The 13,986-nt window shown below is 46.7% G+C and carries 12 protein-coding genes; 10 read left to right on the top strand and 2 right to left on the bottom strand.

All coding sequences use genetic code 11. From position 1 onward, the window contains the following. The first annotated feature begins 12 nt into the window (after positions 1–12). The 3 genes from queA to yajC are packed head-to-tail and all read left to right on the top strand — an operon-like array spanning position 13 to position 2,476. Positions 13–1,041 (top strand): tRNA preQ1(34) S-adenosylmethionine ribosyltransferase-isomerase QueA, encoded by a 1,029-nt coding sequence (gene queA / locus M4I42_RS11165; protein WP_268852241.1) that lies wholly within the window; start codon positions 13–15, stop codon positions 1,039–1,041. A gap of 10 nt (positions 1,042–1,051) precedes the next feature. Continuing rightward, a complete protein-coding gene (tgt, locus tag M4I42_RS11160; protein WP_268852259.1) occupies positions 1,052–2,194 on the top strand; it encodes a tRNA guanosine(34) transglycosylase Tgt in 1,143 nt (380 codons plus the stop codon). Positions 2,195–2,209: 15 nt separating this feature from the next. Next, entirely contained in the window at positions 2,210–2,476 is a 267-nt protein-coding gene (gene yajC / locus M4I42_RS11155) for a preprotein translocase subunit YajC (RefSeq protein WP_268852240.1), read from the top strand. Between the two features lie 41 nt (positions 2,477–2,517). On the opposite strand, the gene M4I42_RS11150 is transcribed toward yajC, so the two are convergent. Together M4I42_RS11150 and spoVB are read right to left on the bottom strand one after the other, a co-directional pair. Further along, the gene (locus M4I42_RS11150; protein ID WP_268852239.1) at positions 2,518–2,901 is read right to left on the bottom strand and encodes a TIGR04086 family membrane protein; all 384 of its coding nucleotides are present in this window, start codon (positions 2,899–2,901) and stop codon (positions 2,518–2,520) included. Between the two features lie 54 nt (positions 2,902–2,955). Beyond that, entirely contained in the window at positions 2,956–4,515 is a 1,560-nt protein-coding gene (gene spoVB, locus M4I42_RS11145; RefSeq protein ID WP_268852238.1) for a stage V sporulation protein B, read from the bottom strand. 109 nt (positions 4,516–4,624) lie between these two features. On the opposite strand from spoVB, the gene M4I42_RS11140 reads away from it, so the two are divergent. From M4I42_RS11140 to dtd, 7 genes are all read left to right on the top strand, one after another. Further along, complete coding sequence (locus M4I42_RS11140; protein WP_268852237.1) at positions 4,625–4,921, top strand: post-transcriptional regulator; 297 nt, start codon at positions 4,625–4,627, stop codon at positions 4,919–4,921. A gap of 90 nt (positions 4,922–5,011) precedes the next feature. Next, positions 5,012–7,264: a protein translocase subunit SecDF gene (secDF, locus tag M4I42_RS11135; RefSeq protein ID WP_268852236.1), complete on the top strand. Its 2,253-nt coding sequence runs from the start codon at positions 5,012–5,014 to the stop codon at positions 7,262–7,264. Between the two features lie 64 nt (positions 7,265–7,328). Beyond that, positions 7,329–8,231 carry a cation diffusion facilitator family transporter gene (locus M4I42_RS11130; protein WP_268852235.1) on the top strand — a complete coding sequence of 301 codons (903 nt, stop codon included), beginning with the start codon at positions 7,329–7,331 and terminating at the stop codon, positions 8,229–8,231. A 56-nt stretch (positions 8,232–8,287) separates the two neighbouring features. Further along, positions 8,288–10,651 carry a single-stranded-DNA-specific exonuclease RecJ gene (gene recJ / locus M4I42_RS11125; RefSeq protein ID WP_268852258.1) on the top strand — a complete coding sequence of 788 codons (2,364 nt, stop codon included), beginning with the start codon at positions 8,288–8,290 and terminating at the stop codon, positions 10,649–10,651. Continuing rightward, positions 10,642–11,154, top strand: coding sequence for an adenine phosphoribosyltransferase (locus tag M4I42_RS11120; RefSeq protein WP_183183638.1), 513 nt, complete (start codon positions 10,642–10,644; stop codon positions 11,152–11,154). Before recJ ends, M4I42_RS11120 begins: the two co-directional genes overlap by 10 nt. A gap of 152 nt (positions 11,155–11,306) precedes the next feature. Next, positions 11,307–13,505, top strand: coding sequence for a RelA/SpoT family protein (locus M4I42_RS11115; protein ID WP_268852234.1), 2,199 nt, complete (start codon positions 11,307–11,309; stop codon positions 13,503–13,505). 14 nt (positions 13,506–13,519) lie between these two features. Continuing rightward, positions 13,520–13,972 carry a D-aminoacyl-tRNA deacylase gene (gene dtd / locus M4I42_RS11110; RefSeq protein ID WP_268852233.1) on the top strand — a complete coding sequence of 151 codons (453 nt, stop codon included), beginning with the start codon at positions 13,520–13,522 and terminating at the stop codon, positions 13,970–13,972. Positions 13,973–13,986 lie beyond the last annotated feature (14 nt).

The raw sequence follows: 13,986 nt of genomic DNA, 5'->3' as shown, positions 1-13,986 counted from the left end.
AGGTGAATGTACATGAAAGTAGATCTGTTTGATTTTCATTTACCAGAAGAATTGATTGCCCAGACACCGCTACCTAATCGGGAAGCATCGCGATTGATGGTGCTTGATAAACGAACAGGCGAAATTACGCACGAAACGTTTCGAGCCATTTTATCGTACTTGCGAGAAGGCGATTGCCTTGTGTTAAATGATACGCGCGTATTGCCAGCGCGCCTTTATGGCGAAAAAGAAGGTACAGGCGCAAAAATGGAAGTGTTGCTTTTAAAGCAGTTAGACGGAGACCGATGGGAAACGTTAGTCAAACCGGCGAAGCGCGTGAAAGAAGGGACGGTCATCACATTCGGTGACGGACGATTAAAAGCGGTATGTGAAGGGGTATTAGAACACGGTGGAAGAGTCCTAAACTTTCAATACAACGGCATTTTTTATGAAGTATTAGAAGCGCTTGGGGAAATGCCATTGCCGCCATACATAAAAGCGCAATTAGATGACCGCGAGCGATACCAAACCGTCTACGCCCGTGAACGCGGTTCCGCAGCAGCGCCAACGGCAGGGCTGCATTTTACGGAACAATTGCTTGACGATATTCGCAAAAAAGGGGTGGACATTGCCTTTATTACGTTGCATGTTGGGCTTGGCACATTCCGCCCAGTCAACGTCGAGAACGTCGAAGAGCACGATATGCACGCCGAATTTTATCAAATGACGGAAGAAACCGCCCGTTTGTTAAACGAAGTAAAGCAGCGCGGTGGACGAATCATTGCGGTCGGGACGACGTCGACGCGCACGCTAGAAACGATCGCGTCGCGCCATGATGGCACGTTCGTTGCTGAAAGTGGCTGGACGGATATTTTCATTTATCCGGGCTACGAATTTCGAGCAATTGACGGTATGGTTACCAATTTCCACCTGCCGAAATCGACGCTCATTATGCTCGTCAGCGCGTTGGCAGGGCGAGAAAACGTCTTGCACGCCTATGAAGAAGCCGTGAAAGAACGATATCGCTTTTTCAGCTTTGGCGATGCGATGTTAATTATTTAAGAAAGGGGCTATACGTTTGGCTATTCGATATGAACTAATAAAAACGTGCAAACAAACCGGAGCGCGGCTCGGTGTGATCCACACACCGCACGGCTCGTTTGAAACGCCGATGTTCATGCCGGTTGGGACGCTCGCGACCGTCAAAACGTTGTCGCCGGAAGAGCTAAAAGAAATGGGAGCCGGAATTATTTTAAGCAACACGTATCATTTATGGCTCCGGCCGGGGCATGACATTGTCAAAGAAGCGGGCGGCCTCCATTCATTTATGAATTGGGATCGCGGCATTTTAACGGATTCCGGCGGCTTTCAAGTATTTAGCTTAAGCGAGTTTCGTAAAATTGAAGAAGAAGGCGTCTATTTCCGCAACCATTTAAACGGGGACAAGCTGTTTTTGTCCCCGGAAAAGGCGATGGAAATTCAAAATGCACTCGGCTCGGATATTATGATGGCGTTTGATGAATGCCCACCGTATCCAGCGACGTACGAGTATATGAAAAAATCAGTCGAACGGACGAGCCGCTGGGCAGAGCGGTGTTTAAAAGCGCATAAACGCCCAAATGAACAAGGGCTGTTCGGCATCGTCCAAGGCGGCGAGTTTGAAGACTTGCGCAAGCAAAGCGCGCAAGATCTTGTGTCGCTTGATTTCCCGGGCTATGCCGTCGGCGGCCTATCAGTTGGCGAGCCGAAAGAAGTGATGAATCGCGTGCTTGAATTTACGACCCCTCTTTTGCCGGTGAATAAGCCGCGCTATTTAATGGGCGTCGGGTCGCCGGATTCATTGATTGACGGGGCAATTCGCGGCATCGATATGTTTGACTGCGTCTTGCCGACGCGGATCGGCCGCAACGGAACAGTGATGACGAGCGAAGGACGTGTCGTCATTAAAAACGCTCAATATGCCCGCGATTTTACGCCGCTTGATCCGAACTGCGACTGCTACACGTGCCGCAACTACACGCGCGCTTATATTCGCCATTTAATTAAGTGCGATGAAACGTTCGGCATTCGTTTAACTTCTTATCATAACGTGTATTTTTTGATAAAATTGATGGAGCAAGTCCGTCAGGCGATTCGGGAAGATCGCCTTGGCGACTTCCGCGCTGAATTTTTTGAACGATACGGCTTTAATAAACCGAACGCGAAAAACTTTTAGAAAGGGGGGAAACAAATGGCAACAGTGATGAATTTATTACCGATTGTTTTAATGTTCGTCATCTTTTATTTCTTGCTGATTCGTCCGCAACAAAAGCGTCAGCGCGCTGTGCAACAAATGCAGGCGAACTTAAAGAAAGGCGACAAAATCGTGACGATCGGCGGGTTACATGGCATTATTGACTCCGTCGATGAAGATAAAGTCGTCATCCGCGCAGGAGACGGCACGCGTCTTACATACGACCGCTCCGCGGTTCGTGAAGTTGTCGCGGAAAATAAATAACGCAAAAAAGCTACCTTTTGTGCGAAAGGTAGCTTTTCTTATTAATTCACATGCCGGCGCGACGAAGATAAATTGACACCCATTACTCCACCGATCATCGCGACGACAAAAAAGCCAAGATGGTATAGCCACTGTTGCGTTGAAAAAGATTGCTCCATTCCTAAAAATTGAAACAAAAAGACGATGAGCGTAAAGCAAGCACCTGTCGCTCCACCAATGAGCCATCCTCTTTCTTTTCCTTTCCCACCGGCAACGACCCCGCCGATAAATACAGATAGAAGAGAACAAGCGAAAATAACAAATGTTAACGACGATTCTTGCACATCCGTCCATTTTAAGAGAAGTGACAGCAACAAGCTCACCATTGAGGCGAGTAAAAAAATGGTCACTACTCCATACGCCACGGCTTTTCCAAACCGAGCCATGTTTTCTCCCTCCGTTTCCATTTTTAACAAAAATATATTCGCGAGCGGACATGTTTAGAAGCGCTTTTTTCGTAAAAACCGCTGAACGAAGGGGAAACGCGCCAACTCTTCTCGTTTTATGAGCTTGAACACGATTAAAAGAATGATATAGATAACTGTTGTGACCGTAATGGCGATGAGCGTACGAATATTAATAGGGAGTGAGTATTGCCAATAACGAAAAACGATATGTCCAACAAGTCCAGAAACAGCCATCGTTAGAAGCGTATATACGTACTCAAGCACATAGATAGAATATGAAATCGTTTTGACAATCGTCGCAAAATGAAGCAACGTCACAAGCACTGTTCCGATCGCAATCGCTAATGCTGCACCCATAATGCCTAATTTCGGTTGGGTGGCGAGCGCGAAAATGCAGGCGGTTTTCACTGCAGAGCCGACAAAACTATTCACCATCGCTGCTTTTGCTAAATCCAAGCCTTGCAAAACGGCTTGCAGCGGCCCTTGACAGTAATAGAAAAGGAAAAACGGCGCCATGACTTTTACGAAAATGGCGGCATTGCTTGTTCCATACATAAGCTGCATGAGCGGATCGGCAAATACGTACAATACCACCACCGATAATCCTCCTGTGATAAGTGAAAGGCGCATCGCTTGCTGAACGCGGTGCTCAATGAGAATTGGTTGCTGATGAGCCGCCGCTTCGCTGATCGCCGGAACGAGCGAAGTCGATAACGAATATGTAATAAACGACGGAAGCATTAGTAACGGCAGCGCATACCCAGTTAATTCCCCGTATTGCTTTGTCGCCAGCGACGTAGCCACACCGGCTATCGCTAAGCTGCGGGCAACGACGATCGGCTCTAAAAACCAAGCGATGGATCCGATAAGACGACTTCCGGTTGTCGGTAAAGCGATACGCAATAAACCGATGAAAGTATCTTTTCCGGACTTGACATAATGGAAAAATTGGGAACGAATTTTGATCGGTTTTTTTCGCTTGAACATATACACTAAATAAAGAAGTGACGCCAATTCCCCGATGACGGAAGAAAACATCGCTCCCGCAGCTGCATATTCAATGCCATACGGTAAAAAAAGCTTCGTGCAAAACGCGATTAAGCTGATGCGGACGATTTGTTCGAGCAACTGCGAATACGCATATGGCTTCATTTGTTGCCTTCCTTGGAAATAGCCGCGTAATACAGAAGAAATGGCGACGATCGGAACGACCGGTGAAATGGCCAACAACGGATAATACGTGCGGGAATCTGTAAATAATGTCGTTGCTAAAAGAGGTGCAAGCAACACCATCGCGGGAAAAAAAAGAATGCTTAAAACCCCAGTCATCACTAAGGAAACGACGAGGATTTTTTTCACTTTCCGCTGATCGCCCATCGCCTCTGCTTCCGCGACTAGTTTGGAGATGGCAACAGGAAGGCCCATTTGCGTAATCGTAATGGCCAATACTAACGTCGGAACGGCCATCATATATAACCCGACCCCTTCTTCACCGATCACGCGGGCGACGACAATGCGGTTAATAAACCCGAGCACTCGCGTAATGAGACCAGCGACGATTAAAATGAGCGTTCCTTGCAAAAATTTGGACATCGCAACTTCCCTCCCTTCTCAAATAGGACGATCTTTTATACAATTAACTATATGCAACAAATACGAACAAGCATGACAAGTATTGCCGGGAAAATAGGGAGCGGTGACAATGGCAAAAGAGCGGTTGGAACGATTGCGGGATGAACTAATGCCTGCGCTACAATGCAAATATGAGGAATTTCGTCTGCTTGGCTACGATCGTGTGACGATCGAGCAAATTTGGGAATGTTTGCTTCAGAAAAAATGGAAAAAGTGGAGCGAAGAAAAAAAGCTATATGAATTAGTGAACGACATTTTATCACTATCCGTTGGCGAGTATATGGCGTTTTTAACAATGGAGTCGTATCGAGAGCAACATGCGAAAGGAGAGAATGACTTAGAAGCGTTATTAAATGAATTATTGTAGAAAATTGACAGCTTCTCGAAACTGCTTCATAATAGGAATGTTAAGGCGGTCGTAGCGAGGTTTGGTGAGGACATAAGGAGGATTTTTATTATGGTAAAAAGAAGTCGCATCATTGCGTTTTTCCTACTGTTGCTTCTGTTAGGCAGCACGATGGGGATGACGATTCAAGGAATTTTACATAACATTAAGCTAGGTCTTGATTTGCAAGGCGGCTTTGAAGTGTTGTATGAAGTGAAGCCGGCAAAAAAAGGGGATAAAATTGACAAGGATACGCTCGCAAGCACGGTAAGCGCGCTGAATAAACGGATTAACGTGCTCGGGGTGAGCGAGCCGAACATTCAGACGGAAGGAAAAAATCGGATTCGCGTGCAACTCGCTGGCGTGAAAGATCAAAACCAAGCGCGCGAAATTTTATCGACGCAAGCGAAATTAACGTTTCGCGATGTGTACGATAACGTGTTAATGGACGGAAGTGACCTTGTCGAAGGCGGTGCGAAACTTTCGTTCGACGAACATGGAAAGCCGAGTGTGGCGATTAAGCTAAAAGATGCAGATAAGTTTAAGCAAGTGACAGAAAAAGTGTATAAAATGGGTTCGCCGAACAACTTATTAGTCATTTGGCTTGACTTTAAAGACGGTGTCGATTCGTATGCGAAAGAAGCCGGAAAAGCGAAGCCAAAATATATTTCCGCTGCCGCTGTCAACCAAGTGTTTGACCAGACGGACGTATCGATCGTCGGCAACTTTACGGTGGAAGAAGCAAAGCAGCTCGCGGATTTGCTTAATGCTGGCGCGCTTCCGGTGGAATTAAAAGAAATTTACTCCACATCTGTAGGGGCGCAGTTTGGTGAAAACGCGTTGCAAAAAACGATTTTCGCTGGCATTGTCGGTGTAGCGGCGATCTTCCTGTTCATGATCGCATACTACCGCTTGCCAGGGATCATTGCTGTCATTACGCTTTCGGTCTATATTTACTTAATCTTGCTCATTTTTGACTGGATGAACGGCGTGCTGACGTTGCCGGGAATCGCTGCCCTCATTTTAGGGGTCGGGATGGCGGTGGATGCCAATATTATTACGTACGAGCGGATCAAAGAGGAAATTAAGCTCGGCAAATCGATTATGTCCGCGTATCGTACCGGAAATAAAGGGTCGTTTGCGACTATTTTTGATGCGAACATCACCACGATTATCGCTGGTGTCGTCTTATTTATTTACGGGACAAGCTCGGTTAAAGGGTTTGCGACGATGCTAATCATTAGCATTTTAGTAAGCTTTATTACCGCGGTATACGGGACGCGCTTACTTCTTGGCCTTCTCGTACAAAGCCGCATTTTGCATAACAAGCCAGGGTATTTTGGCGTGAAAAAATCGGAGATTTTAAATATTGCGGAGACCGATGAGCATACAGAAGTGCCGACAAAATTTGATCGCCTTGATTTTGTGAAACATAGTAAAAAATTCTTTATCCTTTCTGGTGCGTTGACGGTTGCTGGAATCATCGCATTGCTGACGATGAAGCTGAACCTTGGCATCGACTTTGCGAGCGGGACGCGCGTCGAAGTGATGAGCGACCAAAAACTAAACGTACAACAGCTAGAAACGGAATTTCAAAAGCTTCATTTGCAACCGAAAGATATCGTGCTCTCCGGAAATAAAGGCGAGATTGGCGTTGCCCGCTTTATTGGCGTATTGAGCAAAAAAGAAATTTCAGAGTTGAAAACTCACTTCAAGAAAACGTACGGGTTTGAACCAAACGTCAGCACCGTATCGCCGACGGTCGGAAAAGAATTGGCGCGAAATGCGTTTATCGCTGTCGTTATCTCTTCCATCGGCATCATTATTTACGTGACGCTTCGATTTGAAATGTATATGGCGCTCGCGTCCATCGTTGCGCTACTGCACGATGCGTTTATTATCATTACGTTTTTCAGCTTAACGCGCCTTGAAGTTGATTTAACGTTTATCGCCGCTGTGTTAACGATTATCGGTTATTCGATTAACGATACGATCGTGACGTTTGACCGCATTCGCGATTTAATGAAAAAGCGGAAAGTGAAAACGGTTGATGATTTAAAACATATTGTCAATCGCGCCTTGCAACAAACGTTCACACGCTCGATCAACACCGTGTTAACAGTCATTTTCACGGTCGTGGCACTCTTAATTTTCGGCAGTGAAGCGATTCGCAATTTCAACTTGGCGCTATTAGTCGGACTTATTTCCGGCGTCTACTCGTCCTTGTTTATTGCCTCCCAGCTATGGGTTGTTTGGAAAGGGAAGCAGTTGAAAAAGGGGAAAATGAAAAAACAACCGGAAAAAGATTTAGAACCGCAAGTATAAGCGATAGGATGTCCAGAAATGGGCATCCTATTTTTATGGAAACCATAGGGAAAGGAAGAGAGTAGTGGAAAAAGAAGAGCGTTTTCGCCAAGCGGAGTTCGCTGCGGCGGTCGGAGTGATCGGCAACATCGTGTTGGCGATCGTTAAAGGGGTAGCGGGAGTGGTCGGACATAGTAAAGCGCTTCTTGCGGATGCGGTTCATTCCGCTTCGGATGTGGCCGGCTCTATGGCAGTTTGGGTTGGACTGCGGGCGGCAAAACGGCCGCCGGATGAAGATCATCCGTACGGACACGGCAAGGCGGAGTCGATTGCTGCCATTGTCGTAGCAGTGCTTTTGTTTATCGTGGGAATTGAAATCGGCAGGTCATCGTTCCAAGCCTTTTTCCAGCCGCTTCAGCCGCCGGAAGCAATCACGGTATATGTCGTGTTAATCTCTATTATGGTAAAAGAAGCAATGTTTCGCTATAAATACCGATTGGGCAAAAAGTTAAAGAGCGACGCGATTATCGTCAATTCGTATGAACATCGTTCGGACGTCTTTTCTTCAATAGCCGCGCTCGTCGGCATCGGAGCAGCAATGGCAGGTGGGGCTTGGAAAATAGAATGGCTCGTCTATGCGGATCCGGTTGCGGGCTTGTTCGTTTCTGTCCTCGTCATCAAAATGGCTTGGACGCTTGGGAAGGAATCGATACACACAATGCTTGATCATGTGTTGCACGAAGAAGAAACAGAGCCGTTTCGCCAAGTGGTGCTACAAACCCCAGAAGTAAAACAACTGCATGAACTGCATGCACGTGAACACGGTCATTATGTCATTATCGATTTAAAAATTGCCGTCGATCCGACGTTGACGGTCGAAGAAGGACACCGGATCGGCAAAAAAGTAAAAGAACGATTGCTTGCGTTGCCTAACGTCGCCGATGTGATGGTGCATATTAATCCGCATTATGCGAAAAAAACTGATTAATCTCGTTGCCCGCCTTTTCCTCCTTTTGTATAATAGGGGGAGTTGAGGTGGAGGATATGTTAACAGCAAAAACACGATGGGATGTCAAACGTCCTAATCCAGATAAAGTCAATCAGCTTGTCCAACAATTGAACATTGCTCCGTTCGTTGCGTCGTTGCTAGTCAATCGCGGCATCGAAACAGCCGAAGCAGCGCAGGCGTTTTTATATCCGGCGAAGCAGCCGCTTCACGATCCGTTTTTATTAGACGGGATGCAGAGCGCAGTGGAGCGAATTCATGAGGCGATCCGGTCCGGTGAACGAATTCTCGTCTTTGGCGATTATGACGCGGACGGCGTCAGCAGTACGACCGTGATGATGAGCGTGTTAACCGAACTAGGAGCGAACGTCGATTTTTATATTCCGAATCGTTTTACGGAAGGGTACGGACCGAACGAGCAAGCGTTCCGTTTGGCGAAAGCACAAGGGGTTGCGCTTATTATTACTGTCGATACCGGAATTGCAGCGGTAAAGGAAGTGGCGCTGGCGAATGAGCTCGGCATGGATGTCATCATTACCGACCATCACGAACCTGGGCCGGTGTTGCCGGAGGCGCTGGCGATTATTCATCCGAAAAAGCCGGGAAGCACGTATCCGTTCCGTGAACTGGCCGGGGTCGGCGTAGCGTTTAAGGTCGCGCACGCGTTGCTTGGAAAAGTGCCCGAATATTTGTTGGATGTTGTTGCGATCGGTACGATTGCCGACCTTGTCTCATTAACAGGCGAAAACCGTTCGCTTGTTGTGAGAGGCTTGGAGCAATTGCGCAAGACAACGCGCATTGGCGTGCGCACATTGCTGAAACAATGCGGAGTGAATCTCGCGCAAATCAATGAAGAAACAGTCGGGTTTGTGATTGCGCCGCGCATTAATGCTGTCGGGCGTTTGGGCGATGCCGATCCAGCCGTGCGGCTACTGATGACGAATGACGAAACAGAAGCGCAAATGTTAGCGGCGGAAATGGAAGCGCTCAACCGGGAACGGCAGCAACTTGTTAACGACATAACTGAAGAAGCAGTCGCGATGATTCAAGACCGGTTTCCGCCGGATGTGTACCGCGTCCTTGTCGTAGCGAACGAAGGCTGGAACGCTGGCGTTGTGGGCATCGTTGCTTCTAGGCTAGTGGAACAATTTTATCGGCCGACCATCGTATTAAGCATTGACCGGGACAAAGGGATAGCGAAAGGATCGGGTCGAAGCATTCACGGGTTTGATCTTTTTCAACATTTATCAGCATGCCGCGACATTTTGCCACATTTTGGCGGACACCCGATGGCGGCAGGAATGACGCTCGCCATGGAACATGTGGATGAATTGCGAGAGCGGCTGAATGCACGGGCATTGGAAACGTTGATAGAAGAAGATTTTATCCCGATTACCCCGATTGATGTAGTGTGTTCCGTTCGGGACGTTACGTTGGAAGCGGTGGAGCAACTGGAACAGCTGGCTCCGTTTGGCGTTGATAATCCAAAGCCGTTCATTTTGCTAGAAGAAGCAACGGTGCAAACGGTTCGCCGGATCGGTACGAACCAGGCCCATATTAAAATGTTATTCGAGCAAGAAGGCGCTACACTTGACAGCGTTGGTTTCGGCTATGGTTATTTGCACGACGAAATTGCTCGTGATGCGAAAGTGTCGGTCGTCGGCTCGCTGTCAGTCAACGAATGGAACCATCTGCGAAAACCACAGCTCATGATTTGCGACGTCGCAGTGCGAGAGTGGCAACTGTTTGATTGGCGAGGAATCAAGCAGGTGCAACCTGTTTTTTCGGCGCTTCCGCTCGATAAACGGTTGCCTGTTGCGTTTCGTCCAGATACAGTTGAGGCGTTGCAGCTACATCCACATCGCGACGAAGTACAGATCATTACATCCGTGGAAGAAGCGGGGCGGTTCTCTGCTGACGGCCGCTATGTCGTGCTCCTTGATTTGCCGCCGACGGTTGACGTCATAAAAGTTTTGTTAAGTTCTAGTTTACCTGCGCGCATTTATGCGTTATTCTATCAAAGGGAGAGTCATTTCTTTAGTACGTTGCCGACGCGCGACCATTTTAAATGGTTTTATGCGTTTTTGCGAAAGCGCGGATCGTTTCATTTAGAGAAATACGGCGATGAGTTGGCGCGTTCGCGCGGCTGGACGCACGAAACGATTCATTTCATGGTGCAAGTATTTTTAGACTTGCAGTTCTTGACGCTGCAGAACGGGGTAGTGGAGCTTGTCAATCAGCCAGCGAAGCGCGATTTAATGGATTCTCCGACGTATCGATTAAAACAAGCCCAGCTCGAGCTGGAAAAGATGTTTTTATATTCATCCTATGAACAATTAAAGCGCACCTTTTCCGAAATAAGAGGTTCGCAACTGTACGAGGAGGCAAAAACATGGATTTAAAACAATATGTAACGATCGTCCCTGATTTTCCTAAACCTGGAATTATGTTTAAAGATATTACGACGATCATGGATAAAGGGGAAGTATACAAATACGCGACAGATCAAATCGTGCAATATGCACGGGAAAAAGAAATTGATATCGTTGTCGGGCCGGAAGCGCGCGGGTTTATTATCGGCTGCCCAGTAGCTTATGCGCTTGGCGTCGGATTCGCACCGGTGCGCAAAGAAGGAAAGTTGCCGCGCGAAGTTGTCCGTGTCGAATACGGATTGGAGTACGGCAAGGACGTTTTGACGATGCATAAAGATGCGATTAAGCCAGGCCAACGTGTATTAATTACAGATGATTTATTAGCGACAGGTGGAACGATTGAAGCGACGATTAAGCTTGTTGAGCAGCTTGGCGGCGTGGTGGCCGGCATTGCCTTCTTAATTGAATTGACCTACTTAGAAGGACGTAAAAAGCTAGAAGGATACGATATTTTAACATTGATGCAATTTTAAACATCGACATCTGGAAATGAATTCGGTAAAATAGAAAGAAGAGATGTTTGCAAAGAGCACTCCGTTGGGTGCTCTTTCTTATTAATTCCAATACTTTACATGTTGAAAAGTTTTCATGATAATAGTATCAAATTCTATTTAAAGGTGATCTCATGGCCAACGAACAAGTGTTAACGGCGGAACAAGTCATCGAACAAGCGAGTCGTTATTTGTCGGAAAAAGACGTTGAGATGATAAAAAAGGCGTACGAATTTGCAAAAGAAGCGCATCGCGACCAATATCGGAAGTCAGGCGAGCCGTATATTATCCATCCGATTCAAGTAGCGGGGATTTTAGTCGATTTGAAAATGGACGCGACAACGATTGCCGCCGGTTTTTTACACGATGTGGTGGAAGATACAGCGGCGACAAAAGAAGATTTAGAAAAAGAATTTGGCGATGAAGTGGCGATGCTTGTCGACGGTGTCACGAAGCTTGGCAAAATTAAATATAAATCTCATGAAGAACAGCAGGCGGAAAATCACCGGAAAATGTTTTTGGCGATGGCTCAAGACATCCGCGTCATTTTAATTAAATTGGCCGACCGGCTGCATAACATGCGGACGCTGAAACATTTGCCGCTGGAAAAACAGCGGCGAATCGCCAATGAGACGCTCGAAATTTTCGCGCCGCTTGCGCACCGGCTCGGAATTTCGAAAATTAAATGGGAGCTTGAAGATACGGCGCTTCGCTATTTAAATCCGCAGCAATATTACCGAATTGTTAATTTGATGAAGAAAAAACGTGCCGAGCGTGAGCAATATTTAGAGGAAGTCATTCAAGAAATGCGCGAACGGCTCAACGAAGTGTCAATTAAAGGGGAAATTTCCGGGAGACCGAAGCATATTTACAGCATTTATCGGAAAATGGTGCTGCAAAATAAACAGTTTAACGAAATTTACGATTTGCTGGCCGTTCGCATTATCGTCCATAGTATTAAAGACTGCTATGCTGTATTAGGCATCATTCATACGTGCTGGAAACCAATGCCTGGTCGTTTTAAAGATTATATCGCGATGCCGAAGCCGAACATGTACCAGTCGCTGCATACGACGGTGATTGGTCCGAAAGGCGAGCCGCTCGAAGTGCAAATTCGCACGTTTGAAATGCATCAAATTGCGGAATTCGGGATTGCCGCCCACTGGGCGTATAAAGAAGGCAAAACAGTTAGACCTGACTCATTTGAAGAAAAACTTTCTTGGTTCCGGGAAATTTTAGAATGGCAAAACGATGCAAACAACGCAGAAGAATTTATGGAAACGCTCAAAATGGACTTGTTCTCCGATATGGTGTTCGTCTTTACGCCAAAAGGAGATGTCATTGAGCTGCCTGCCGGATCGGTACCGATTGATTTTGCTTATCGGATTCACTCAGAAATCGGCAACAAAACGATCGGCGCCAAAGTGAACGGAAAAATGGTGCCGCTCGATTATAAGTTGAAAACCGGTGACATTGTCGAAATTTTAACGTCGAAACATTCGTACGGACCGAGCCAAGATTGGTTGAAGCTAGCGCAAACGTCCCATGCGAAAAATAAAATTCGGCAATTTTTCAAAAAGCAGCGCCGCGAAGAAAACATTGAAAAAGGAAAAGAATTGGTGGAAAAAGAAATTCGCAATCTCGGGTTTGATGTCAAAGACATCTTAACAACGGAAAATGTCAAACGGGTGGCGGAGAAATTTAACTTTTCCAACGAAGAAGATATGTATGCCGCTGTTGGATATCACGGAATTACCGCGGCGCAAATTGCTCACCGGTTAACGGATAAATGGCGGAAGCAGCGAGATTTGGAAGAGCAGCAGAAAAAATTAGCGGAAGCGGCGCAAGAAATAAAGACACCGATCGGGAAAAAACGCGATTGCGGCATTCGCGTGCAAGGGATCGATAATTTATTAATTCGGCTGTCGCGTTGCTGTAACCCGGTTCCGGGCGATGAAATTATCGGCTTTATTACAAGAGGCCGTGGCGTTTCTGTTCATCGCGCTGACTGTCCGAACGTGCAAACGGAAGAAGCGGAAGACCGGCTCATTTCGGTGGAATGGGAAAGTGATGCGAAAACGAACCGTGAATACAATGTAGAAATTGAAATTTCTGGATTTGATCGACGCGGTTTATTGAATGAAGTGCTGCAAGCGGTGAATGAAACGAAAACGGATATTTCCGTGGTTTCTGGCAGATCGGACCACCGCAACAAAATCGCAACGATCCATATGACGATTGCGATTCGGAACATCAGCCATTTACAAAAAGTGGTCGAGCGGATTAAACAAATTCCGGATATTTATTCTGTCCAACGAATCATGAATAACTAGAAAGGGATACGATCATGCGAGTAGTTGTTCAACGGGCGAAAAACGCCAAAGTTACTGTCAACGGAGAAACAGTTGGCCGCATTGATTTCGGGCTTGTGCTTCTTGTCGGGGTCACCCATCATGATACGGAGGAAGATGCGGCGTTTGTTGCGGATAAAATTGCGAATTTACGTATTTTTGAAGACGAAGCTGGAAAAATGAACGTGTCGTTGCTTGATGTCGGCGGTGCCGTGCTGTCGGTCTCGCAATTTACGCTATATGGCGATTGCCGGAAAGGACGGCGGCCGAATTTTATGGAAGCAGCGAAGCCTGAGCATGCGTTCGTTATTTATGAAGCGTTCAATGAAGAATTAAGAAAAAAAGGGATTACGGTGGAAACCGGTCAATTTGGAGCGATGATGGAAGTGACGCTCACAAACGATGGCCCAGTCACCCTTATCGTCGAAAGCAAGGAAAAAAACGAGTAACGGATAGTTGCTCG

The organism is Anoxybacillus sp. J5B_2022, assembly GCF_026847645.1.
In the GTDB taxonomy this organism is placed as follows: Bacteria; Bacillota; Bacilli; order Bacillales; family Anoxybacillaceae; genus Anoxybacteroides.
The sequence above is the reverse complement of the archived record's forward strand: the minus strand, read 5'-3'. Positions and strand labels throughout refer to the sequence as shown.